Annotated in this window: 25 protein-coding genes and 1 tRNA gene; 4 read left to right on the forward strand and 22 right to left on the reverse strand. The window is 48.0% G+C overall.

The features are described from left to right. Window positions 1–72: 72 nt before the first annotated feature. Together BQ5383_RS00405 and BQ5383_RS00410 are read left to right on the forward strand one after the other, a co-directional pair. Entirely contained in the window at window positions 73–732 is a 660-nt protein-coding gene (locus BQ5383_RS00405; RefSeq protein ID WP_071428854.1) for a hypothetical protein, read from the forward strand. 285 nt (window positions 733–1,017) lie between these two features. Further along, on the forward strand, window positions 1,018–2,193 hold the full coding sequence (locus BQ5383_RS00410) for an IS110 family RNA-guided transposase (RefSeq protein WP_071429843.1): 1,176 nt from the start codon (window positions 1,018–1,020) through the stop codon (window positions 2,191–2,193). 116 nt (window positions 2,194–2,309) lie between these two features. Here the strand turns inward: BQ5383_RS00410 and BQ5383_RS00415 are convergent, their stop codons facing one another. From BQ5383_RS00415 to BQ5383_RS00430, 4 genes are read right to left on the reverse strand one after another with little or no spacing between them, the layout of a single operon-like run. Next, on the reverse strand, window positions 2,310–3,326 hold the full coding sequence (locus tag BQ5383_RS00415) for a ParB N-terminal domain-containing protein (protein WP_071428855.1): 1,017 nt from the start codon (window positions 3,324–3,326) through the stop codon (window positions 2,310–2,312). Further along, window positions 3,319–4,101 (reverse strand): ParA family protein, encoded by a 783-nt coding sequence (locus BQ5383_RS00420; RefSeq protein ID WP_055180661.1) that lies wholly within the window; start codon window positions 4,099–4,101, stop codon window positions 3,319–3,321. The genes BQ5383_RS00415 and BQ5383_RS00420 overlap by 8 nt, the downstream gene beginning before the upstream one ends. Beyond that, entirely contained in the window at window positions 4,083–4,658 is a 576-nt protein-coding gene (locus tag BQ5383_RS00425) for a helix-turn-helix domain-containing protein (protein ID WP_006354099.1), read from the reverse strand. The genes BQ5383_RS00420 and BQ5383_RS00425 overlap by 19 nt, the downstream gene beginning before the upstream one ends. A 1-nt stretch (window position 4,659) precedes the next feature. Continuing rightward, window positions 4,660–5,190 (reverse strand): helix-turn-helix domain-containing protein, encoded by a 531-nt coding sequence (locus BQ5383_RS00430; RefSeq protein WP_025544194.1) that lies wholly within the window; start codon window positions 5,188–5,190, stop codon window positions 4,660–4,662. Between the two features lie 350 nt (window positions 5,191–5,540). On the opposite strand from BQ5383_RS00430, the gene BQ5383_RS20935 reads away from it, so the two are divergent. Continuing rightward, window positions 5,541–5,610, forward strand: a tRNA-Ser gene (locus tag BQ5383_RS20935). Window positions 5,611–5,650: 40 nt separating this feature from the next. Here BQ5383_RS20935 and BQ5383_RS00435 read toward each other — a convergent pair. From BQ5383_RS00435 to BQ5383_RS00500, 12 genes are all read right to left on the reverse strand, one after another. Further along, a complete protein-coding gene (locus tag BQ5383_RS00435) occupies window positions 5,651–6,937 on the reverse strand; it encodes a tyrosine-type recombinase/integrase (protein ID WP_071428856.1) in 1,287 nt (428 codons plus the stop codon). 147 nt (window positions 6,938–7,084) lie between these two features. Beyond that, complete coding sequence (locus BQ5383_RS00440; RefSeq protein WP_071428857.1) at window positions 7,085–7,327, reverse strand: helix-turn-helix domain-containing protein; 243 nt, start codon at window positions 7,325–7,327, stop codon at window positions 7,085–7,087. Further along, window positions 7,320–7,697, reverse strand: coding sequence for a type II toxin-antitoxin system PemK/MazF family toxin (locus BQ5383_RS00445; RefSeq protein WP_071428858.1), 378 nt, complete (start codon window positions 7,695–7,697; stop codon window positions 7,320–7,322). The genes BQ5383_RS00440 and BQ5383_RS00445 overlap by 8 nt, the downstream gene beginning before the upstream one ends. Window positions 7,698–8,223: 526 nt before the next feature. Further along, complete coding sequence (locus BQ5383_RS21390; protein ID WP_235821904.1) at window positions 8,224–9,048, reverse strand: hypothetical protein; 825 nt, start codon at window positions 9,046–9,048, stop codon at window positions 8,224–8,226. A gap of 459 nt (window positions 9,049–9,507) precedes the next feature. Further along, the gene (locus tag BQ5383_RS19765) at window positions 9,508–11,079 is read right to left on the reverse strand and encodes a M56 family metallopeptidase (RefSeq protein WP_076944417.1); all 1,572 of its coding nucleotides are present in this window, start codon (window positions 11,077–11,079) and stop codon (window positions 9,508–9,510) included. Between the two features lie 15 nt (window positions 11,080–11,094). Further along, window positions 11,095–11,475 carry a BlaI/MecI/CopY family transcriptional regulator gene (locus tag BQ5383_RS00465; RefSeq protein ID WP_071428861.1) on the reverse strand — a complete coding sequence of 127 codons (381 nt, stop codon included), beginning with the start codon at window positions 11,473–11,475 and terminating at the stop codon, window positions 11,095–11,097. 113 nt (window positions 11,476–11,588) lie between these two features. Next, complete coding sequence (locus BQ5383_RS00470) at window positions 11,589–12,014, reverse strand: winged helix-turn-helix domain-containing protein (protein WP_071428862.1); 426 nt, start codon at window positions 12,012–12,014, stop codon at window positions 11,589–11,591. A gap of 154 nt (window positions 12,015–12,168) precedes the next feature. After that, entirely contained in the window at window positions 12,169–12,816 is a 648-nt protein-coding gene (locus tag BQ5383_RS22045) for a plasmid recombination protein (RefSeq protein ID WP_076944442.1), read from the reverse strand. A 456-nt stretch (window positions 12,817–13,272) separates the two neighbouring features. Next, window positions 13,273–14,427: a helicase RepA family protein gene (locus tag BQ5383_RS00485; RefSeq protein WP_071429847.1), complete on the reverse strand. Its 1,155-nt coding sequence runs from the start codon at window positions 14,425–14,427 to the stop codon at window positions 13,273–13,275. A 7-nt stretch (window positions 14,428–14,434) separates the two neighbouring features. Next, entirely contained in the window at window positions 14,435–14,755 is a 321-nt protein-coding gene (locus BQ5383_RS00490; RefSeq protein WP_071428864.1) for a plasmid mobilization protein, read from the reverse strand. Then, window positions 14,755–15,831: a site-specific integrase gene (locus tag BQ5383_RS00495; protein ID WP_071428865.1), complete on the reverse strand. Its 1,077-nt coding sequence runs from the start codon at window positions 15,829–15,831 to the stop codon at window positions 14,755–14,757. The genes BQ5383_RS00490 and BQ5383_RS00495 overlap by 1 nt, the downstream gene beginning before the upstream one ends. Then, window positions 15,818–16,021 carry a helix-turn-helix transcriptional regulator gene (locus BQ5383_RS00500; RefSeq protein WP_006571498.1) on the reverse strand — a complete coding sequence of 68 codons (204 nt, stop codon included), beginning with the start codon at window positions 16,019–16,021 and terminating at the stop codon, window positions 15,818–15,820. Before BQ5383_RS00500 ends, BQ5383_RS00495 begins: the two co-directional genes overlap by 14 nt. A gap of 190 nt (window positions 16,022–16,211) precedes the next feature. Here BQ5383_RS00500 and BQ5383_RS00505 point away from each other — a divergent pair, with 190 nt between their 5' ends. After that, the gene (locus tag BQ5383_RS00505) at window positions 16,212–16,742 is read left to right on the forward strand and encodes a helix-turn-helix domain-containing protein (RefSeq protein WP_071428866.1); all 531 of its coding nucleotides are present in this window, start codon (window positions 16,212–16,214) and stop codon (window positions 16,740–16,742) included. Window positions 16,743–16,948: 206 nt separating this feature from the next. Here the strand turns inward: BQ5383_RS00505 and BQ5383_RS00510 are convergent, their stop codons facing one another. The 6 genes from BQ5383_RS00510 to BQ5383_RS00535 all read right to left on the reverse strand — a co-directional run bounded on the left by BQ5383_RS00510 (window position 16,949) and on the right by BQ5383_RS00535 (window position 21,754). Next, window positions 16,949–17,494 carry a DUF998 domain-containing protein gene (locus BQ5383_RS00510; protein ID WP_235821905.1) on the reverse strand — a complete coding sequence of 182 codons (546 nt, stop codon included), beginning with the start codon at window positions 17,492–17,494 and terminating at the stop codon, window positions 16,949–16,951. Next, on the reverse strand, window positions 17,481–17,720 hold the full coding sequence (locus BQ5383_RS00515; RefSeq protein WP_071428867.1) for an AbrB/MazE/SpoVT family DNA-binding domain-containing protein: 240 nt from the start codon (window positions 17,718–17,720) through the stop codon (window positions 17,481–17,483). Before BQ5383_RS00515 ends, BQ5383_RS00510 begins: the two co-directional genes overlap by 14 nt. Before the next feature lie 105 nt (window positions 17,721–17,825). Then, window positions 17,826–18,284 carry a GyrI-like domain-containing protein gene (locus BQ5383_RS00520; protein WP_071428868.1) on the reverse strand — a complete coding sequence of 153 codons (459 nt, stop codon included), beginning with the start codon at window positions 18,282–18,284 and terminating at the stop codon, window positions 17,826–17,828. A gap of 521 nt (window positions 18,285–18,805) precedes the next feature. After that, window positions 18,806–19,222 carry a winged helix-turn-helix domain-containing protein gene (locus BQ5383_RS00525; RefSeq protein ID WP_071428869.1) on the reverse strand — a complete coding sequence of 139 codons (417 nt, stop codon included), beginning with the start codon at window positions 19,220–19,222 and terminating at the stop codon, window positions 18,806–18,808. A 194-nt stretch (window positions 19,223–19,416) separates the two neighbouring features. Next, window positions 19,417–21,384 carry a M56 family metallopeptidase gene (locus BQ5383_RS00530; protein ID WP_071428870.1) on the reverse strand — a complete coding sequence of 656 codons (1,968 nt, stop codon included), beginning with the start codon at window positions 21,382–21,384 and terminating at the stop codon, window positions 19,417–19,419. Between the two features lie 10 nt (window positions 21,385–21,394). Continuing rightward, the gene (locus BQ5383_RS00535) at window positions 21,395–21,754 is read right to left on the reverse strand and encodes a BlaI/MecI/CopY family transcriptional regulator (protein ID WP_071428871.1); all 360 of its coding nucleotides are present in this window, start codon (window positions 21,752–21,754) and stop codon (window positions 21,395–21,397) included. Window positions 21,755–22,224 lie beyond the last annotated feature (470 nt).

A 22,224-nucleotide genomic window follows, 5' to 3' on the forward strand; every position in this document is an offset into this window, starting at 1 on the left:
TTCTAACAGGATACCTTTGGAAAGGGCGGTTACTGCCGTACCCAGATGTGCAACCAGCGGGAGTGTATTAAAATGGCTGACCGTCGCCATGCCGTCACTCAACTGGATTTCTTCATCCGGCAGGTGACACTTTTTGCCGATGAAATAAGAAATGCTGTCGGTCAAAAGCTGGATGTATTGGGCTTCAAAACCACCGGCCGGGATCTCGGTGAACAAATGGCCTTTGGTTTCCTGCTTGAGTTCCTGCAAAAAGTGGTTGTAATTCTCTGCGACAGATTCGCTTGCCATCGCATACAGCGCTTGGGAAAAATCCTGCTTGGGGAAACCGTGTGCATACGACAGGCGCTCGGTCAGGGCCTTTTTCATTTCATCGGAAAGCTGCCAGTCCGTAGGATGAATCTCTTTGCCAGTAGTTTGGCTTACATCAAAGAGATAGTCAAGAGTGAGTTTGGCATTCCGGTAGACGCAAACGGCAACGCCCTTTGCATGGGGAATCAAATTTCTGCCTATGGCTGCCCATTGCTTTCGTGTTGCCAGAATCGAAACATCCTCGTCCTGTGCGTACACAAGAAGTATGTTGTCAAAACTGTGCTTATGGAACTGCGATGCAAATGCCAGATAATCCCGCCAGTTGTGTTCATTTCGGACGATATAGGGAGCCATGACTTCATATATCGTCCGCAGGCGTTCATCATTTCTCAACGGTATCTGACCTCCTTCCTGTATTGGTGATTATGGCCGGTTATCCGGCCTCTTGCTCGGATTCCTGTCCTTGTATTATAGAGTAGTAGTTATTAAAGCCCCTCTCCAAGGGCTATATGCTACACTGTAAGGGATGCTGTGGATTGGTGTTCAAGTCCTACCACGAGATGGTTTCAGAAAGGTTCCAACCACAGCCCCTTACAATTTTGTTAATTAGTTAAATACCGCCAGACGGTTTATGTGGAACAAGGCTACAAAAGTAAGGTGCACTGTGGATGCAGCATCACATATTTATCGTTGGAGGTATCTGTTATGGTGGTTTCTGTTGGCATCGATGTTTCGAAAGATAAGCACGATTGCTTTATCGTCAGCTCCGATGGTGAAGTCCTGGCAGATGTGTTCACAATTTCCAATACGTTGGATGGATTCCACTACCTATTGCAGCGAATCCAGGATTGTACCACACCGAAGGACAAAATAAAAGTAGGGCTTGAGGCTACCGGTCATTACAGCTACAATCTGCTCGGGTTTCTCCTTGACAATGGTCTGACCACCTATGTCCTGAACCCCTTGCGCACAAATCTTTACCGAAAGAGCTTCAGCCTGCGAAAAACCAAGACTGACCGGGTGGATGCGCGCACGATTGCTTCTATGCTGTTGTCCGATGTAGGCCTCAAACCCTACACAGATACAGCATACCACAACGAGGAGTTAAAGTCACTGACCAGATACCGTTTTGACAAGGTGAAAGAGCGTGCCAAACTGAAAAGTTCCATTGCCCGGCTGGTCTGTATCCTGTTCCCGGAACTGGAAAAGCTTGTTCCTTCTCTGCATATTGCTTCTGTCTACGCCCTGCTGGAGGAGTTTCCCGGTGCTAAACAGATTGCCGCAGCCCATTTGACGAGGTTGAAAGCACTTCTTGAAACGGTATCCAAAGGCCGCTACAAACGGGATGTGACTCTTGAAATCCGTAATGCCGCCAGAAACTCTATTGGCTCCTGGATGCCCGCCAAGTCCCTTGAATTACAGCACACCATCCGGCTCGTCCATGAACTGGATTCCGAGATTGCAGAAATCGAAAAGCAGATTCAGTCCTTAATGGATGAACTCGATTCTCCCATTACCACGATCCCCGGATTGGGATTCCGTATGGCGGCCATGATCCTGGCCGAAGTTGGAGACTTCACCCGGTTTGACTCCCCGGACAAGCTGTTAGCTTATACCGGAATGTCACCTTCTACTTATCAGTCCGGGCAACTGAAGAATTGCTACCCGCACATGGAAAAGCGTGGCTCCCGATACTTACGCTACGCACTTTACAACGCGACCAAATACGTCTGTCACTGGGACCCGACTTTTGCCGCCTATCTCTCCAAGAAACGGGCGGAGGGCAAGCACTACAACATTGCACTTTCCCATGCTGCCAAGAAATTGGTGCGACTTATTTTCGCTATGGAGAAATCCAAGCAGCCATATTGCCCAGCGGCTTGAGTGCAACTACTTGAATAGCCAGCAGGGGTCTGTCAAGACCTCAGCTTTGCTATACCTTTTTTGAACTATCTCTTTTTTCATCATCACCATTCATTTTTGGGGTTGACTTTTAATAGTTAATCTTTCTGAGCAAAGTAGAGGGCAAGTGCCTCGTCCACAATGCTGTCGAACTCTTTCTGGCTGATGCTGGCGGTAAAGTATTTCTTGTAAATCGCCGGTTTGACCTTGAACGCCGTAGCCGTGGATTTCTTGGGTTTCCGGTTAAACTCGCCGGACAAAATCTGTTCGGTACGCTCCGGGGTCAGCTTTCCGGTATATTCCCGCAGCAGGACAACCTTTCCCTCATTGACCTTGTACTCGCTTCCCGAAAGCACATCGTCAACCATCTGCTGTTCCTGTTCGGTCAGATAAGAGAGCTGCACAGCTACCACAATCGGGAACTCGGCATCATCAATTCGCCTTTTCAGCGGAGTAATCAACTCATTGATGCGGAGATAGTTCGCAACGGCGCGGCCTTTTAAGTCGTATTCAGCACCTAAAATATCCCGGCTTTTCGTCCTGTGGCACTGAGTGCCACTTGTGGGATTTTCCCTGATTTCATCAGGGTTTTCCAGCCTTTTCAGTTCCTCGATAATATCGTTCCGGCGCCCCTGACAGATCATCTTGGAATAGCGCAGAGCCAGCACCGCCGCTTTTTCGGAGGGCAGCATTTCGGAGAAGGAGCGTTGCAGGACATTGGTTTCGATCACATAAATCCAGGCATCTTCATCGGAAAGATTTTCCTTGACGATACAGGGAAGTTCACGGTTTGCAATGGCTGCGGCGTTCTGCCGGTTATGACCGGCCAGCATTTCATACTCAAAGCCATCTTCATCCCGTTCAATCTTGCGGATGATGGCGGGATTCAGGACCCCATGTTCCGAAATGCTTTCTACCAGATCATTGAGCCGGTCGCCCTCATACAGCCGGAACGGATGGCCTCGGAAAGCACGAATGGCCTGCGGGGGAAGGGTGATGATGGTGTTCTTGGTCGGCAAGGATACGGAAGGGGTGGGTTCAATAGGTCTTTCTTCTGCGGCATCCAAGCCCAGAAGATCGTCAATGGACTTGATGCGCGGATTGATTTTAGGCATTTGCCAGCACCTCCTTTGCAAGTTCCAGATAGGCAAGAGAGGCGGGGTTTGCCTGCTCCAGTTCCATGACGCTCATTCCGTAGCTGTTTGCGTCCCCCACCTTGACCGTGTAGGGAATCTGACAGTTGAAGATGGGGAGCGATTGGAACGCCTTTGTGACCTGACCGTATGTACGGCGATACAGGTTCGTCCGCTTGTTGCATTTGGTGAACAGGATACCGCCGATCTCAATGCTGGGATTTAATTTCCGCTTGATTTTCTTGATAGTGTCCACCAACGCCTGTAAACCGGTCAGAGCGAATAGTTCTGGGTCAATCGGGATAATTACCTCGTCGGCAGCCGTTAAAGCGTTGATGGTCAACGAGCCGAGAGAGGGGTTGGTGTCCACGATAATGTAATCGTAGGACAGCCGCAGAGGATTCAGCAGAGCGGCCAGGTAGTCATTGCTGTCCGGCGTCATCAGCAGATTTGCCTCCGCAACGGTGAGAGATCGGCTGGAAGGGATCAAGTCCACAGAGCCGATTTTCTGGATGAACTCGTTGGTATCCGGCAGAGATTCGTCCAGAAGCAGGTTGGTGATAAGAGTCCCGGTATTATAGGGCGCCTGGGTCGGCAGGACACCGAAGCTGGTGGTGAGGTTATACTGGGGGTCAAAGTCAACTACCAAGACCTTCTTGCCCATCTCGGCCAGCGCATAGGACAGATTTCGGACCGTGCTGGTCTTGGCTACCCCACCTTTCTGGTTGGCTACAACAATTATTTTCCCGCTTTCCATGATAGAAAACCTCCTATATTTTCGTGGAATTTTTGTGATTTCAAGCGTTTGTTCAAGTATGCGTCACTGGCCATAAAGTCGATCAGATTGACCTTCGGGATGATAAATGCCGGACCATGTGAAAGAGCTTTTAGCTTTTTCGTTCTGATCCATTTTGCGACCGTAGATGCCGTGGCGCCTGTTAATTCCGCGGCCTCTCTCGTGGAAACTATGTCGGGAATGTCCCGGAAACTCTCTATGTAGTATTTTCGCAGTTCCTCCGTTGTCACAGATTCGGGAAGCAGGGGCTTGACTGCGTATGTCCCGCTATATGAGCCGGGGGGAAGTTTGTATTTTTCGGGGTGGATTTCCCTGCGCTCAAGGTAGCGAACTATGTCTTTCATCTTTATGGTGTAATTCCGGGTCTTTTTCCCACTCTGTACGCAGGGAACCAGACCGGATTGCAGCAGATAACGAGCTGTGCGTTTGCTGATATGACAGATAATGCGGAATTGCTCTTTTTGGACTGTTTCTGGGTACTGATTCAGCAAATAGCGATACTTGGATACCTGTGCCACATCACTCGCCTCCTTTTTCCTGCCACAGACGCTCAAATGTATCCATCAATTCCTTTTGGAGAGGGGTCTTTCGGCGGATACGGCGGTAATATGGGCTTATCAGAAAGTCCAGCATAAAATCCTTTGGGACGGTGTACTGCTTTCCAGGCTGGAAAGCCTTCAGAATCCCTGTGCTGATCCACCGCACGATTGCCGAGGACGAAAAGCCTGTGATCTGCTGAATATCCTTTACGGAAAGCAGGTCTGAGTAGGGAGAGAGGTGTTCGTCATAGAATGTTCTCATAGCACAGATATAGGGACTGTCTGCTTCCTGTCTGCACTCACGCCGATAGAGATAGGCAAGAATGTCCGTCAGCTTGATTTTGTGGCTACGGATAAGGTGGTTTTGCTCAATGGTGTAGGGAATCTCACCTTGTTGCTCCAAATTGTAGGCGGTCTTGGGACAGATGTGGCAGATCTCGCATAGTTCCCGTTTGGTTACATAGGCGGGATACTTTGCGACGATGTCGGGGTAATACTTAGTCAAATCCATGTGCAGCACTCACTTTCTTGTTCATCTGTCATTGGTAGGTGAGGTACTTCACTGGTGTGTAAAATGTTGGATTTTGAAGTGGGTTCAAATAAGATCAAGTTGTCTAATCAAAATGGTGATTTGCATTTTCGTGAAATGGTATGGGTGTGAATACCCCCAATCTGGCGTCCAGTTCTATCCTTGTTCTATCCTCCGGTCATAATTCGGGGCAAAAATGGGAAGAACTCGGAAAGCCCTGTGGGTTCAAATAAAAACGAAAAACGGAAGCCAAAATCCGCAGTATACCGCAGCTTTTGGGCTTCCGTTGTGTACTTCCATCTTCGCTTAATTTCCACCAAAAATCACAAGGGGGAAATGACTCGAAATGCGGTAGGTCGGCTCAAAACCGGCGCGAGAGTTCGAATCTCTCCATCTCCGCCATGAGGTCTGCCAGCGAAAAGCTGGTAGACCTCTTTCTTTTTTATGGAGAAACCGCCGATAGGTTTTGCAGCATGGGCGCCACAATGTCCTGCTCAATGGCTGCGGCGGATTGTTTTTTCGTGGCATATTGCAGATGCCCGTAAATATCCACCGTTGTTGAGATCTCACTGTGTCCCAGCCACTCCTTTACCTGTTCCATCGGAACACCGTTGGCCAGCAAAAGCGAGGCACAGGTATGGCGAAGATCGTGGAAACGAATGTGCCGTAAATTGTTCTTGGCAAGCAACTTCCCAAAGGTCGAGGACACATAGTTGGGTTTAATAAGATTGCCGATCACATCGACACAGACATATCCCAGATATTCTTTGTTGTAGGAACGCCCGCACAGCTTGCGATTTTCTTCCTGCTGTTTCTTGGCCTCCAGCAACCGCTCTTTCAAAAAAGGAATCAATGGATAAGTCCGCAGACTGGATTTGTTTTTTGCCTTGTCCTTCTTAATCGTGACCCGTTCTCCCTTTACATTGCAAGTTGTTACCGTATGCCGGATGGAGAAGCAGTTATGGTTGAAGTCAAAGGCACTCCATTTCAGACCGATAACCTCACTGCGGCGCAGGCCGTAAAAAGCAGTCAGAAGAACTACCAGTTCGATCTTATGCCCCTTGATGACTTCAAACAGATTCAGGACTTCCGAATCCAGGTAGTAGTCACCCTTGAAGGGTTCAGGCTTGGAAATGATAATCCGGTCAGCCGGATTGCTTGGAATCAGATTTTTGTCAACCGCATAATTCAACGCCCCATGAATCAGAGCGTGGTAATGCTTAACGGTGGTCGGCTTGACCCGTTCCAATTCTTTCTCATAAAAAGCGAGAATATCTTGTTTGGTAAGGTCACAAAGGGCGACAGGATGCTCTTGGAAATACGGGGCGATGGGGTTATTAAGCTGCTGTTCGTATCCCGAATAGGTCGAGAGTTCGATGGGCTTGCTGTCCATCACCCGTCCGGTAGCAGACTTGTACTTGTACTCAAGCCACTGGTACAGGAAATCCACAAAGGAAATCTCTGCGGATGACGGGCCAGACGGAGAAGCCGACTGCTGTGAGGCCGCAGCCTCCTGAAGCAGCTTTTCCGTCCATTCCTTTCGGATGGTGGGAAGCATATTGTTTGCCCAGGTCTTGTTACCCTTAACTTTCTTATGGGTGGGAATCCATTTGGGCTTTCTCTTACCGTTTTCATCGGTAAGGTTTAGAACCCAATAGAGATACCCTTTTTTCTCGGCCACATGGCCGGAGATTAGTTTGCTGTTTTCTTGCAGGTGTACCGCTGGCATACTGATCTGTTCCTCCTTTTGCGGTATTGAGTTCACCTACCAATGACACCTTTATTGTATCATCGGACAGAACAAAACTCCAGGTAAATCCGCGTCAGAATTGTTAACTTTCTGCGTCTATCCGGTGAAGATCGACACCATAGCCTGCTACTCTGCAAAAGTGGAGCAGGTGATTTTCAAATAACGAAGAATGTGGGCTTTGGGGATGCGATAAGCCCGTCCAATTTTCAGGTACTCAATTTTCCTGTCTTTAAGTAACTTGTACCCGGTTTTTGTACTGACGCCAAGCGCCTCACACATTTGACCAATGTCCATCACATCAGGGTAGTCTTTTAACATCAATCGGTAGGCATCTCTGGGAGAGAGTAGGCCGCCGTCATTTTCATACATTGTGAGTCCTCCTTTCGTTGGGGTATCCTATGCCGATGCTGATTGCCAGGGCTGCATCTATCTCCAGCATTTTTTCTTTGCTGATACGCCCAATGTAACCACGGAGCCGCTGCCGGTCTATTGTCCGCAGTTGTTCCAACAGAAGCAGAGAGGTAGGCGCAAGCCCCGGCACATTCTCAAGTAGGATATGGGTAGGCAGACTGTTCTTCGCTTTTCTGCTGGTGATGGCTGCCGCAACAACGGTAGGACTAAAGTGATTCCCCACATCATTTTGGATAACAAGGACAGGGCGGATGCCGCCTTGCTCGGAGCCGACCACCGGGTTCAGGTCTGCATAGAACAGATCGCCACGCCGGATAGCCTTTCGCATAAGCTGACCTCCTGAATATTAAGTAAGCCGGAAACAGGGCAGGCCATAAGACCTGCCCCATTTCCGGCGAAATATAAAATCCGATTTGTTTTCTTGCTATGTGCCATTTGTCCTTGACACCCCGCACATATTGGGAAGTCATCAGCGGCCAGCAGCGAACCGGCCCACGGGAATCTCACCCCTCCGAGGATCTCTCCGAGCTGCCCCCATTGCGTGATCTGTGGCTGGACAGGAGTACCATTATACCCCTTTCCGATCATGGCCGCGCCGGGTGCTGCCCGGTTTTTACAGGCTGCCGTTACTCGCTCATACGGGACAGGATTGTATGCAAGACCAATTATGATAATCAGGTGGGATCTGCTCATCATGTCCGTATATCATGGCGCGGCCCCTGAATCGGCTTTTGCTCCTCGCACTGGAAAGGGGGATGTTACTGATGAATGAGTATGTGGTTGTCAAGGTACAGGCGAAAGGAGAACACTCCGAAAGAATGCCTTTCACCTATCGTCCTGAAACCGCATGGGTGTCAACCCTGTGCCGCAAAATATTTTTTTAGTTTGGCAATCGCCAGGTTTATGGACTTGGCAACGGCTTGATGGCTTGTCCCTTCCATCCGACCGATCTGCCGGGTAGAGAGTCCCTGAAAAACGTGAAGCCGGAATCGCCGTTTCTGAACCTCGGTCAAAGCGCCCACTGTAAAAAGCTGCTCGAAGGCTTTCCAGGCATACTTGCGGTTCTGTATGTCAACAACTCGTTCTTCCCATTCTTCATCCAGCGCGCGAGTGGCACAATGCTCCGTTTCCTCCAAACCGTGGATTGAAACATCCTTGCGGGTCTGGGCGCTCTCTGCCCGATCCTGCTCATAGTAGATTTGATCGGACAGGGCTTTCAGCTCTGCAAAGTCATGTTCCGTTTTATCAGGGTTCTCCTTCAGATAATCCTCCAGTGTGATTTCTATGATTTCATTATGAAAGCGATAAACGATATTTGGGCTGTTTTTGTTTATCGCATAGTCGCTTTTGCGATAATTTTGCACCTCTGTTACCTCCAATTTGTTTTTTTGAGAAAAACAAATTGGAGGTGGCGGCCCCCTGATTCTTTGTTCAGGGAGCCTTAAATGAAAGCGGCTGACTTTGTATCGGGATACAAAATCAGCCGCTCTCTGGATATGCACATTGAGAAGTCCAATAGGGTAGGCAGCACGGGCAGGCGGGGGTTTGTCCCCACTTGGGGCAAACTCCCGCGCACAAAGACGCCGACCAACGCCTATTGAAATTTGTCCATTGAAAGCCGTGTGTCGTTTGAGTGGGACAAAAAGTAACTTCTCAATGCTGTGGACTTTTTGATCCATAGCACAGTTACTCCTTGTCCGCTGTTATGCGGACGGCACACAGGCGGCTGGCATCATCCCCCTTCTTCCATCAATGTGGCAGTTCTACGCTGTCGCCCTTGCTGATAATTTGTATTTGCAAATTTCAAAAATAGGGAATCTTGACGATTCTCCTCGAATTTTATCGATAATATAAAGAAAAGCGGCCTTTATCCATAAGACAAAGGCCGCTTTATGCGCTGACTATGTATGATTCTGTTTTTGCAGCTCCTCATTGGCCTCACCTCTTTTTATCTCAGGGGATGGGTAAACTGCCACAATAGAAGTTTATATGGTAGAATTCATTACGATTTCATCGAGAAATGTAAAATGTACTAAATGTGCAAAGGCGGGGAGAGATCTTCTTGAACTCACCCCGCCTTGCATTCTACTTAATGATTTTGGTTTCTCGACATAGTAGACCAGATGCAGAAGAAACCATCAGTTCACAATATAGGACACATCAAAGTGGATGCTGCTGGTAGACAGATTGCCAATAAAGATAGAGAAGTTGGCGTCGCCGGTAATTTCGAAGGATGCGGAACCGGAGCCATTGGAAACGGTTTTTACGAGTCCATAGCCAGTATTGTTATCGATCAGACCAATCTGAACATTGGCAGAAGTAGGAGTCCAGTTTGCATTTACGGTCACTTTTTGGCCCTTGGTCAGATCCTGAGAGTCAAAAGCATATCCCTTTCCGCCAGAAAGGTTGCCGGAAGCATAAGGTACCGCTTCGCCGGCCTTAGCCGACACAGTTCCCTGATAGAACATCATGTTGTCCGCAGCGTCAGTGGAGAGGTTGAACTGAGACAAATCTGCGAAACCTGTGGTGGTCTCAATGACCTTGGCAAAATCGCTGGAATCGGTAGACAGTTTCATCTGGGACAGATCAACAAAACCGTCGTCAGATTCAATGAAGCGGGCTTCGCCCATATCCCCCGTCTTCACATCAGAAACATTCATCAGTTCGGCATTGGGCACGTCGATGGTAGAGGGAACCTCAGCAGCTAACACAGACATTCCCAGACAGCTGGCGCACAGAGTGCAAGCCAAGGCGGCCACGACAGTCTTACGAGATTTCTTGTTGGAATTCAACATGGTTAAAATTCTCCTTTCAAGCCTTTTTCTCGTTGAAACAAATGCAATTCCAGATACTTTGTTTGGGTTACGAAATACAGTTGTGTAGGAAATCAGAAGATGCCCATACTTTTTACGCTCTGCCTGATTCATTCGGCAAACAACCTGCTCATCACAAGATGTTTCTGCCAAACGATCTAAATCCCGCTTTATGAGATACACTACAGGATTGAACCAATAGATTGTTTGGAGAATAACTGCTAAGAGCTTTCTCCATAAGGCACGGTGCTTAAAATGCACTAATTCATGGGCCAGTATCATCTGTGCTTCATCAAGCTGCAAATCAGCATTTGGGATTATAATAGTTGGGGTAAAAAAACCAACCAGCATTGGACTTTGTATTGCGGAGTGCAACTTTAAAGCTACTTTTTGCTTGATCCCAAGACCTGCAGCACAGTGACTTGCAATTTCTTGCAACAGCGCATTATGAACTGTCTGTGACTGCTGGAGCTGGTATCTGAAACGAAGGAGCCCCAAAACATTCCATAGAACCAGGGCACCAGCAACAACAATCCAAATAATCAATGCCCACTTCTGCCAATCCAAACTCATGTTAAGAGTAGTATCTTTGATGATATTGGGGCTTGCTTCTGTAATACTCGCCACAGAGTTTTCAGGGGGGAGTACATTTATTCCAGACACAACTTTGTTCCCAACCACTGATATTGGCTCGGCCTCGGCTAATGTTTTCGGGAATGCTGGCAGCAGCTTGTAAAATGGGATAACATACAGGAACATAATGACTGTGGTACAGTTGTAGCGCCATTTTTCACTGATATGTTTTCTGCCAGCAAAAGCCGATGCCTTAAACACAAGGTAGGACACACTTGCTACAAGGTTCAAGCACAAAATGGTACGAAGCAAGTATGAGGCCATACAATCAGCCTCCTCTCACGATTGCCCGTCGAGCCATTGTTTCAGCGCCTCTCGGTCTTCCTCCGACATCTGGGAGCCACCATAAAGTGCTGCAAAGAAATTCTTGATCGATCCACCATACAGTGTATCTAAGATTCGCTGTGCATTACTTTTATGATATTCCTCACACGTCTTGATCGGCCAATAATAAGGCACACGGCCCTCTCTTTTTGATGTGATTAAACCTTTTTGGGTTAAACGTGACAGAAATGTTGCTAATGTTTGAGCTTTCCAATCCTTATTGCGATATTCGGCAAAGTACGACAATATCTGTGAAGCAGACATGGGGGCTTCCGAGTTCCACAGCACCTCCATGATTTCGTATTCGGTTTCTGATAGTTTTTTGGACCGATCCATAAACATTTCCTCCTTATCCAAAGTACGTCTACCTTGGACAATTTAATATTACTACAACAGTGTAGAAATGTCAATGGTTTCTACTACAACATATTAGTAGAATTTTGTTTTTCTCATCCATGTGCAATTTCAATTTTATATCCCACCCGAAAAACGGTCTTGATATAGGTGGGATGCTTTGGGTTAGGCTCCAGTTTGTTCCGCAGGCGCCAGATCGTGTTGTCCACGGTATTGGTGCCTAATTCGTAGTCCTCGCCCCAGGCCGCATTATAGAGCTGCTCCCGGCTGAACACATGACCGGGGCGGCGGGCCATGCAGTAAAGGATAGAGAACTCTCCGTAGTTCAGGCAGATCTCCACACCGGCCTTTGTGACCCGCCGCTGCTCTGGGAATATCTCAATATCTCCCAGAGTCAGGGCAGAAGGCTCCGGGTCAGTTGCATGGAGAATCTGAATATCTTTTCCCTGTAAGGCTCCCAGGATGGAGCGAAAGATACTTCCGTCTGGGTCAGAAGTACGGATGACTATAATCTCTTTCATACGATTTCCTCCCTGGGCCGCCGATCATGTTATCCAGGCAAAGCAAAACGGCGGCCTTGATTGCTCAAAGCCGCCGCTGGATGTATGGGCGTGTTAAAGGGCTGCTGTACGACGGCTTTTTTTCTTTTGCCGTCGTGCGGCAGTTTAGTTTTTATTACAATTCATTGATAGTTTCTGTTACAGAAATACTCCTGATTCTCCTTGCCGGAGCATACGCAGCGACAACCGCCGCCAGAATAACAAACAGAATAATGACAATCAAAGAGGTTACGGGCAAACTCCATGTCGCATAAGGAAAGTGTTCTGTAATAAGGAAACCGTACAGGAGCTTGCTCAACGGCAGTCCGATTACACATCCGACAATACAGCCCCAAAAAGCATAGGTAAATGCTTCGGCCAAAATCATCTTTGTAGCCTCGTCCATGTGGAGGTGAGCGGAGAACACCCGAAGCTGGGGGTTGCGCTCCTGGAAACCTCTCATGTACTCGTCCAGCACCGCCGCCGCAAGCTGGCCGTCCTCACTCTCTGCGCTCATGTCGTCCTTGTTGCCCACTTGCAGGATGATTTCATGGAACGGCTTTTCCTGCTTGCTGGAACGTATCTTTTCATAGTAGTCCTCAATCTTGCGGTCTGCCCTGGTCTGTTTATCATTGTACCGCTTGAGGGCCTCATCGAAAAGCTCGTGGAAAACCGTCTTGATATTTTCGTGGCAGTAGGTTATATTCAAATGGGAGCGTTCCGGGTCGGTGTTCTTGGCGTTAAACGCCCTGCTGTTGTGGTTCACCGAACCCTGCCCCACCATCGCACTAATCGTCCTTTTCAAATCAACACTCCTTTCGCCGCGCCAGCGGCGGCCTTTGTTACTTTCTGCGAAAGTAACGCAAAAGCACTTTTGACGGCCTTGCGGCCATCAAAAGCGCATTTGCGCCCTACGGGGTGGAGTGGGGGCTTTGCCCCCGCCGTCTGCGGACGGCTCCCCCAGCAGGGCCGCCCTTTGAAAAGGGCACCCTGCACCCCGCCTAAACTTTGACACTCGCCGTTGGGCAGGGGGGAAAGGCACAGCCTTTCCCCCCGCCCGGCCAGTGTCCTCCGTGGGCCAAAAGTCAAGGGGTTCGGGTTGTATTGCCTTGCGGCAATCTCCACCCGCAGGTATGCCCCCTTGACTTTTGACCCCGCTCCCCGTGACAGCCGTGACGACCGTGACGATGTTTTACACACCGCCCCGCTCTCAAAAAAGCCGTCACAGCCGTCACGGTCGTCACGCCTGGGGCGGTTCCAGGGTGAGGGTGATACATCTCCCGGCATGGCTCCTGCTGTTCTCATAGCGGATATGGTACTCCGCCGCCAGCCTCCCGGCCCGGACATTCAGCCGCATTGCCAGGGCGTTGGGCTTCATGTCGGTCTGGATAGCCGCCGCCAGCTCCGTGGCGGTGCCGCCCCAGGCGGGCCTGTCCGCCGTTACAAGGGCGGCAACGGCCTCCAATACCGGGTCGGGCGGTTCCACCCACGGCTCCGTTTCCAGCCGTTCCAGCTCCCACACAAGGCGCTCCCTGTCCTTGGTGAGATACATCCGCTGGTCTTGCTGGTCACGCCCAGCCACGTCCAGGATGGCGCTGCCGTCCGTCCGCTTTTCCTTTTGAAGAAGAAAGGCCCCGTCCGCTGCTCCCAACAGGCCGTTGGTGCCGGAAATCATATCAAACTTATCATCGGCCTGTTGCTTTCGGGTATGGTGTACCAGCAGGAGACAGATACCGCAATCATCGGCAAGGCGTTTCAGCTTGCCCACCACCTCGTAATCGTTGGCATAGCTGTACTTGTCCCCGCCGACCTCCCGGACTTTCTGGAGGGTGTCAATGATAATCAGCTTGGTGTCGGGGTGCTGACGGACGAACTTCTTTAGCTGTTCCTCCAGGCCCAGGCCGAGCTGTTTGGCGTAGATCGCAAAGAGCAGGTCGTTGGTGCCGTCCATGCCGAACATCCGATACAGCCGCCCCTGCAAGCGGCGGTGGTCGTCCTCCAACGCCAGATAGAGGACGGTGCCCTTGTGGACGGGGTAGCCCCACAGGGGGAGGCCCATGCTCACATGATAGGCAAGCTGGGCCATCAGAAACGACTTGCCCACTTTGGGCGCTCCCGCAAAGAGGTACGTCCCAGGGTAGAGCAGACCGTCAATGATTGGCGGTCTGCTCTGGTAGACATTCTGGTAAAGTTCATTCATGGAAACGGTGTGGAGGTAGGCCGGGTCGCTTGTCCGCTGAAGCTCCCGAAGAATATCCTCCATACTTTCATCCTGGGGGTTGTTTTCGGTAGCCGCTTCTGATATACTCAGGACAGGTGTTTGAGAATTGGGCTGTTCCCCGTCTGTTGGCGCAGACGGAACCGGGACAGTCCTTTTCGTTTCTCTGGAATCCATCAATCTATCAATCCTCCCTCATGCCGTCCAGCGTCACGGTAATAAGGCGGATGGTGGCGAGAAGTTCATCATCCACCCCGCCCCCGGCCTCCATGCGCCGCAGCTCCCCCAGGACGGCGGCGAGCTGGTCACGCAGGGCCTTGTAGACCCTGGGATTGCCCTGCACCACAATGTCGCGGTTGAGTAGCCGCCGGGTGATGTAGTCCTGCTTGGTCAGCCCGGACAGGCGGACAGCAATCTCAAGCTGTTCGTTCTGCTCTGGCGATACCCGGAACGCCACGGTCTTGTTCCGCCAGCGGTTGTGATTGTCCAAATTCTTAGCTGACATTATGCTCCCGTCCTTTCAAAGTCCAGCCTGTCCGCCATCTCCGTCTGCTTGGACGGAAACAGGTGGGCGTAGCGGTAAGTGATCTCGATACTCTCATGGCCTACCCGGTCGGCAATCGCCACAGCGGAAAAGCCCATATCAATCAGAAGTGAAATGTGCGAATGTCTGAGGTCATGGATTCTGATACGCTTTACCCCCGCCTCTTTCGCCCCTCTGTCCATCTCATGGTGGAGATAGCTTTTTGTAACGGTGAAAATGCGGTCTTTCTTCTTGACCCCGTAGAGCATTCCCAGGTAGTCCCGCATTTCGTCACAGAGGAAATTGGGCATTTTGATGGTACGATTGCTTTTCTTGGTTTTTGGGGTGGTAATCACATCCTCGCCGTGGAGCCGCTGGTAGGACTTGCTGATTTTCACCGTCCCGGCCTCAAAGTCGAAGTCCGCCGGGGTGAGGGCCAGCAGCTCCCCCTCCCGGATACCGCACCAGTAGAGCATTTCAAAGGCGTAGTAGGAGAGGGGCTTGTCCATCATAGCCTCCGCAAACCGCTGATACTCCGCCTTTGTCCAGAACAGCATTTCCTTTCGTTCCTCCGTCCCCATGTTCCCGGCTTTGGCGGCGGGGTTGGAGCGCAGATCATAGAAGCGGACAGCGTGGTTGAAAATGGCACTGAGCTGGTTGTGCAGGGTTTTAAGATAGGTCTGGGAGTAGGGCTTGCGCTGTTCGTCCCGATAGGCCAGCAGTTCATTCTGCCATGCGATCACGTCCTTGGTGGTGATTTCGCTGATTTTCCGCTTACCGAAGTAGGGCAGAATCTTCTTCTGGATGATGTTCTCCTTTGTCAGCCAGGTGTTCTCTTTCAGCCGGGGCCGCACATCCTTGGTGTAAAGCTCCACAAAGGCTTCAAAGGTCATATCCATGTCAGCGGCGGTTTGCATTTGAAAGCTGCGCTCCCAATCCTGGGCCTCCCGCTTGGTGGGAAAGCCCCGCTTGCACTTCTGCTTGCGCTCCCCCATCCAGTCCCGATACCACGCCATGACGTACCATGTGCCTCGCTTTTCATCCTTAAATACCGGCATTTTCGTTCACTTCCTTTCTGGCCCCGTAGAGCCGTTCGTTGAAATACTGGCGGTTGACCCGCCCCGCAATGGTGATGAAGCCTTTTCCTTTCAATTCCTCGTTGAGCTGCCGAATGAGCTTGTAGGCGTAGGGCCTCGACACGCCCAGCTCGTCCGCTACCTCGTCCACCCGGATAAACTTGTTCTCCATGCTGGTTCCTCCTTTCTCGAATAATAACGCTATTTGTTTAACGTTGACTTCATTATACTAACTCTATTCCGTTATGTCAAGGCTTTCCAAGAAGAAAATATAAACAAATTTATTTATATTTCGCTTGACAGTTCTAAACATATCTGTTATACTCCAAGTGTCCCCATTACATAGATTGGAGTTGGCAGTTATGGCGATTGGTGAACGTATTCGCTTCTTCCGCAATAAGAAAGGTGTCACGCAGAAGTATCTTGGTCAGGTGGTGGGGTTCCCGGAACGCTCCGCCGATGTGCGTATGGCGCAGTATGAAACCGGGAGCCGCACCCCCAAGGCCGACCTGACCAGGACGCTGGCGGGCTTCTTTGAAGTCTCCACCGACGCCTTGACCGTTCCTGACATAGACAGCGACATTGGCCTCATGCACACCCTCTTTGCACTGGAGGACATACGGGGCCTTACCATCGGAGAGATTGACGGCGAAATCTGTCTGAAGCTGGACAAGTCCAAAGGCAAGACCTATGTTGATATGCTTGAAATGCTGTCCGCCTGGGCGGAGCAAGCCAAGAAGCTGGAGGCCGGGGAGATCACCAGGGAGGACTACGACCGTTGGCGCTACAACTACCCCAAGTACGACACCACCCGGAAATGGGTCAAAGTCCCCTCCAAGGAATTGAGCGACTTCCTTGTAGAAGCGTTCAAGGACAGGCTGGGAAAGGATTGACAGACGGCAAAAAGCCCTTACCGATGTTGCCATCGGTAAGGGCTTTGTAATATGGTTTTTGTCACCCACAAGCCGCAAAGGAACACTTTTCACCTGCAATCCACCGGGAATACAGAATGATACGGCCTATGGGGAGCGTTATCAAATTGTTATCAAAAGAGAGGCGCAAAACCGCCTATCCATTGTGCCGCAACGGGTTCAGAGTTTCAAAAACTCATTCCCCCTCTATAATTCGGCTTATCAGCCATTACAAATAGCGCAAAAAAAACTATTGCAAAGATAAAGCAAATTAAAGATAAAATTCCTAATAACCCATTAGACACTTTGAAAAAATATAATCCTACAAACAATGGCGCAAGTGTTAAAAGTAGAAACCCTATTACTGAACCATAACCATGTATCTTTGCGGAAAGAGTTTCAAGGCTTTTGGTTTCCCCAACTGAAAAAAAACCAGAAAGAATACAACCGCCTAAGGCGTAAATCACAATGACGGAAAAAAGCATTATGGATATAGAATTTGATACTTGTGCGACAGTAGGATAAAGCTGCAAGATACTGATTAAAATTGCAAACCCAAACACAACCAGCCAAATATTATAGAGTAAATGCCACGGTGCTTTTGAATTACCTAAAACACTCATTACTTGTGTCAAATGACTATAGCCTTTATAAGTAGGGGCCAATATAAACGGAATAATTAAATCAGCTGCTAAGAGAAAGGGCAAAACACTTGAAAGGTTATTTTTCATCATCGTAATCTCCCTTAAAATGACATAGTCCTTTCAAAATTTTTATAGCAACCTCTTTCATTACATCAGCCTTAACTATGGCTATTCCTTGTTCCTCATCTCCCAAAACGAGTAGAGAGTCTCCGGGATTTATGTCAAATATTTCTCGCGCTTCTTTCGGAATGACAATTTGCCCGCGCTCTCCAACCTTAACAGTCCCAAATATGTGCTTTCCTTTTGGCATAGACATTGTATCACATCTCCTGAATTCATACTTTTCATATTTACATGAAAAGTATGCGCCGATTTAAAGAAAATGTCAAGGGGAGGAAAGGACTAAATAACATCTCCTTCTTTATGAAGTTTCTCTGATCGGAAAATACAGATAGCCTTTTCCTGTTGCTGGATCAGTATAATCGTGAATTGCTCCGACCAGAGGAATCCCAACTTCCTTCATGTGTCCAATGGTTTCTTCAAAAGCTCCCCGATAGTTTTCAACAACAATATACTCATAACCTGGTATCGTCCATTTTGTCCATCCATCAGGTGCATCTGCATGATCTATACATTCCACTCCTGCCAGATACAGGCCCTTACTAAAACCTTCTTCCCACGGTTTAAATGAGTGGGAAATATCCGACATAGCACCCCATATTCCCACAATATTCCCGTTTGCGTCTCTCTTTGCTAAATGTGCTACTTCACTAAAATGGCTATTTGCATCTTCCCACAATTTCTGAATAAATCCTTCACCATCTAATGTTGCGCCCTCTTTTCCAATCACAACAAATTCTTTCTTGATTACCTTAACCATTATTCTACACCTTTTCCTATTCCAATCTGTCATTACTTGAATTTTATCAAAACACTACCGAAAAAACCACACCCGATTCTGTATTCTCCACCCGATACCGAACCCCGTGCAATTCCAGAATGCTCGTTCAAAATATCACCTCATAAACAATGTAACACACATTTATTTAGATTTGGTTTAATCCAATATAATTTCACCAAGCAATTTTGGAAAATACTTTGCCACTTCCTGATGAAAATTTAACACCATATCACTAACTTCTATTGTTGTTGAATTAAGATACCAACTCAATAGAATTTTGTTTTTCGGGGATCTGCTCCACTTTTTTTGCTGGTCTCTTTGACCGTCATATAATCCATATCCTCAACCTCCAATTAGCTCATTATAGTTCTCACAAAAGAGCAATACAAGGCGCAAAATACAAATTATTGTATAAGCACTTTTAGCTGAATGCCCAAGCTTATGGAAAAGGCACCGGGCGCAGGGCCAAACAGGCACCTGCGCCCGGCGTTTTTGATATGCTATTTTTCAATTTTATATCCTACCCGAAAAACGGTCTTGATATAGGTGGGGTGCTTAGGGTCAGGCTCCAGCTTGTTCCGCAGGCGCCAGATCGTGTTGTCCACGGTGTTCGTACCTAATTCATAGTCCTCGCCCCAGGCCGCATTATAGGGCTGCTCCCGGCTGAACACATGACCGGGGCGGCGGGCCATGCAGTAAAGGATAGAGAACTCTCCGTAGTTCAGGCAGATCTCCACACCTACCTTCATGACCCGCCGCTGCTCTGGAAATATCTCAATATCTCCCAGAGTCAGGGAAGAAAGCTCAAGGTCAGCAGCATGGAGAATCTGAACATCTTTTCCTTGTAAGGCTTCCAGGATGGAACGAAAGACACTTCCATCCGGGTCGGAAGTACGAATGACGATTATTTCTTCCATACTGCTTACCTCCAATTAGGTAGAAAAGAAGGGCGGCAGCACTCTTTGCTGTCGCCCCTTGTCTGCTCACCAGCAAAGACAGACGGGGCTGTCAACGGCGGGCGTATGCCCGTTTATCTTGACCGTTGACTGGCTCGGCTGGATTTGCTAACTGCATTTGCCTTATTCCCTTCAAAAGAAATATCGGGAGAAGTTCATTCAATTTCAACACCAGTTAAATTTCCCTTTTTATCATAGACCGTATGAACTACGATTTCTCCGCCATCTTCGGAAGATAAGGTGAACACATCGCCCTGTTTGTTTTTATCTATAAATGTTTTCACCAGTTGATTGTTATAATAGATATTCCCCAATCCGTCGCCACTCTCATACCGGATTCCAAATTCTGCGTATTTTTTCATCACTTCTGCAAAACTTGTTCCATCATTGGAGTTGGAAAAGCCCGAAGCCGTGGTGGTGGATGGTCCATCGGACAGATAGTCGTCCATATCCCGACGATCAAACACCTCCTGGCTATCCTTTTCAATTTTGATAAGTTTACCAAAAGGATCGACGCTACCGTCACCATTATCGATTACAGCACGGACGGTGTGGACATCTACCGTGCCCTTTTCGTTGTAATATTGGCAGAGGACAGAAGATGCACCGTCGCCAGCGTCTACACCATCCCAGAACAATCTGACCAAATCGCCTTGAAACAACATATTTCCGCTTTCATCAAATGAGATGCCATAATCTCCATATAAATCCAACATTTTTTTCTGTGTTAGCTCATCCGATTCCGTCGAATTAATATCCATTGAGACCTCAACGGTTGTGTCAATTGGGCCTGGATTCATAGCGATCAGAACGTCCTCTTGTCCATCCACCGTTTTGGAATACTTCACGCCATTCTTAATATCCTGCAGCATTTCCTCATACATGGCGATGGTTTCATCAATCTTTTCCTGTGTCCAAACAATTTTCTTACCGTTTGCAGTTCCTGTTGCTCCGAGTATGCTTTGGAGTTCTTTTTTCTCGTTTTCAAGCCATTCTTTGTATTCCTCATATGTCCACCATTCTACTTCCGGCACAGGATACTTTTTCAGATATTCAGATTCTTCCATCATGCTGCCATCTCCAAGGACATAGTAGGTTTTTCCATCTTTGGTATATGTGCTTTCAATTCCTGCAAGGAGAGTTGTGGAGTTATCCTTGCTGGCTTCTACCTTTGCGGAAGTCGCAAAAGCGGTAGTGGTTCCAACAACAATCAATGCTGCCAGAGCGATAGAGAAGATGGTTCTTTTTTTGGTTTTCATAATTGCTGTCATCCTTTCTTCAAGGGCATTTTTACTGAAATTATTGCATAAAGGGGTAATTCCGCTTTTTATTTCTTCCATACCAATCAAAGTTCGTGCATAAGAGGCTTTTGTGTTTTCTCCAAACAAGTGGAGAACGGTTTCATCGCAGGATAATTCAATATCTCGATTAGCAAGAACATACATTACCCACACAAAAGGGTTAAACCAATGCACACAAAGAGCAATCAGCAGAATTAGCTTTGTTATGGTATCGAATCTTCGTATATGCACGAACTCATGTGCTAAAACATATTGCAGTGTCTTTTCATCGTTCCAGTCTGTTGTTTTGGGCATCAAGATCACCGGCCGAAGGATACCAAAAGTGAGTGGCGCTGACACCAATTCGGATTGTCGAATTTGAATAGAACACTTAATGTGATGGCTGCTTAACCAATTACGTGTAAAATCATTGTCTATCGGCAAAGATGTTTGAAATTCTTTATAACATTTCCAGTAGGTTATCGAGAAAACAACCGCACATATTAGTGCTCCGATTGCCCAGATGATTGGCCAAATAGGAACAGCGACTTCAGAGTGGGAAATATAATTGGGGGCAGTAGTCATTTGTCCTTCTTGAATGGCTGGACCCAAAGTGGTAACTGCCGTATCTCCTACATTGCTTATGATCGGCTCTTTTTTCCCAAAAAACGTATATATGCTGAACGCAGAAGGGGCAGAAAATGGAATGAGTAATCGTGCAAGTGTAATTCCCCAAAGTACCATAAAAGTCTTTTTAGGCACTCGATAAATGACCAAGGCACGAATGACTGTAACTGCTAAAATCATTACTGCACCAGCAAAACTCATATGCAGCAGGCTCATACTCATCACCTCATTCCAAATCACCGACAATCTTTTTCAATTTGTTAATCTGCTCGGCAGACAGTTTTTTTCGGCTTAATAAAGCGGCAAACAGTTTATCAGCCGAACCGTCATAAATTTTGTTGATAAGTTCGTTTGTTTCTGCTTCTTGCACGTCCTCCTTTGGAATCAACGCATGGCACATAAAGTTGGGTTCGGTTCGTTCAATCGCTCCTTTTTTGATACACCGCTTAATCAGGGTGTAAGTTGTATTAACATTCCAGCCCAGTTCATCCGTCAATGTTTTCGCAACATACTTTGCAGGCTGATCGCCTTCTCTCCAAAGCACATCCATTACTTTCAATTCAGAATCGAACAGTTTGATTTCCATAAAATCATCCTCTTTCTATGTAAGTAATAAGACTGTAGTAGTATTGATGTTGACATTATAATACTACAGTCTTATGGAGAAGGCAAGAGCATTTTATTTTTACTTTGTGAATTTTTTGTAAAACAAAATAAAGAAGTTTCAAAAGCGGTTCGCAAAAGGTTTTACACCACTGCAATTAAGCATTGCAATGCACTGTTATTTTTCACAGTGTATTTGTTTGTGATTATGGTTACACTTCAGCCTGTTGTTATTGACAGTTTGTTTGGGCTGGGATGATGCGGTTTTCTTCACTGTTAGCCCTGCCGTATCTGACTTCTCCGGCTCGGTTGTCTGGATGGTTGAATGAATTTATTTAATCCAGGTAGGAACGGAAACCAAATGTGTAGAAATATCCCCGAAACAAAGCGCCGGACGCAGAGGCATACAGCCCGTGCGTCCGGCGCTTTGCATTGTAAGAAAAGAGTAGCGCA

This window comes from Angelakisella massiliensis (assembly GCF_900104675.1).
Taxonomy (GTDB): Bacteria; Bacillota; Clostridia; order Oscillospirales; family Ruminococcaceae; genus Angelakisella; species Angelakisella massiliensis.

Coding starts and splice junctions, on each gene's coding strand:
- BQ5383_RS21390 (WP_235821904.1), bottom strand. CDS start 9,048: ATGGATCAAAAAGTCCACAGCATTGAGAAGTTACTTTTTGTCCCACTC.
- BQ5383_RS00535 (WP_071428871.1), bottom strand. CDS start 21,754: ATGGAAATCAAACTGTTCGATTCTGAATTGAAAGTAATGGATGTGCTT.
- BQ5383_RS00435 (WP_071428856.1), bottom strand. CDS start 6,937: ATGCCAGCGGTACACCTGCAAGAAAACAGCAAACTAATCTCCGGCCAT.
- BQ5383_RS00500 (WP_006571498.1), bottom strand. CDS start 16,021: ATGGAGAACAAGTTTATCCGGGTGGACGAGGTAGCGGACGAGCTGGGC.
- BQ5383_RS00510 (WP_235821905.1), bottom strand. CDS start 17,494: ATGATGAAAAATAACCTTTCAAGTGTTTTGCCCTTTCTCTTAGCAGCT.
- BQ5383_RS00420 (WP_055180661.1), bottom strand. CDS start 4,101: ATGGAAAGCGGGAAAATAATTGTTGTAGCCAACCAGAAAGGTGGGGTA.
- BQ5383_RS00440 (WP_071428857.1), bottom strand. CDS start 7,327: ATGTATGAAAATGACGGCGGCCTACTCTCTCCCAGAGATGCCTACCGA.
- BQ5383_RS00490 (WP_071428864.1), bottom strand. CDS start 14,755: ATGTCAGCTAAGAATTTGGACAATCACAACCGCTGGCGGAACAAGACC.
- BQ5383_RS00430 (WP_025544194.1), bottom strand. CDS start 5,190: ATGGATTTGACTAAGTATTACCCCGACATCGTCGCAAAGTATCCCGCC.
- BQ5383_RS00530 (WP_071428870.1), bottom strand. CDS start 21,384: ATGAGCCTGCTGCATATGAGTTTTGCTGGTGCAGTAATGATTTTAGCA.
- BQ5383_RS00445 (WP_071428858.1), bottom strand. CDS start 7,697: ATGCGAAAGGCTATCCGGCGTGGCGATCTGTTCTATGCAGACCTGAAC.
- BQ5383_RS00505 (WP_071428866.1), top strand. CDS start 16,212: ATGGCGATTGGTGAACGTATTCGCTTCTTCCGCAATAAGAAAGGTGTC.
- BQ5383_RS00465 (WP_071428861.1), bottom strand. CDS start 11,475: ATGGATCGGTCCAAAAAACTATCAGAAACCGAATACGAAATCATGGAG.
- BQ5383_RS19765 (WP_076944417.1), bottom strand. CDS start 11,079: ATGGCCTCATACTTGCTTCGTACCATTTTGTGCTTGAACCTTGTAGCA.
- BQ5383_RS00525 (WP_071428869.1), bottom strand. CDS start 19,222: ATGGAAGAAATAATCGTCATTCGTACTTCCGACCCGGATGGAAGTGTC.
- BQ5383_RS00520 (WP_071428868.1), bottom strand. CDS start 18,284: ATGGTTAAGGTAATCAAGAAAGAATTTGTTGTGATTGGAAAAGAGGGC.
- BQ5383_RS00485 (WP_071429847.1), bottom strand. CDS start 14,427: ATGGATTCCAGAGAAACGAAAAGGACTGTCCCGGTTCCGTCTGCGCCA.
- BQ5383_RS22045 (WP_076944442.1), bottom strand. CDS start 12,816: ATGGTGGGGCAGGGTTCGGTGAACCACAACAGCAGGGCGTTTAACGCC.
- BQ5383_RS00405 (WP_071428854.1), top strand. CDS start 73: ATGGCTGACCGTCGCCATGCCGTCACTCAACTGGATTTCTTCATCCGG.
- BQ5383_RS00495 (WP_071428865.1), bottom strand. CDS start 15,831: ATGCCGGTATTTAAGGATGAAAAGCGAGGCACATGGTACGTCATGGCG.
- BQ5383_RS00515 (WP_071428867.1), bottom strand. CDS start 17,720: ATGTCTATGCCAAAAGGAAAGCACATATTTGGGACTGTTAAGGTTGGA.
- BQ5383_RS00470 (WP_071428862.1), bottom strand. CDS start 12,014: ATGAAAGAGATTATAGTCATCCGTACTTCTGACCCAGACGGAAGTATC.
- BQ5383_RS00415 (WP_071428855.1), bottom strand. CDS start 3,326: ATGCCTAAAATCAATCCGCGCATCAAGTCCATTGACGATCTTCTGGGC.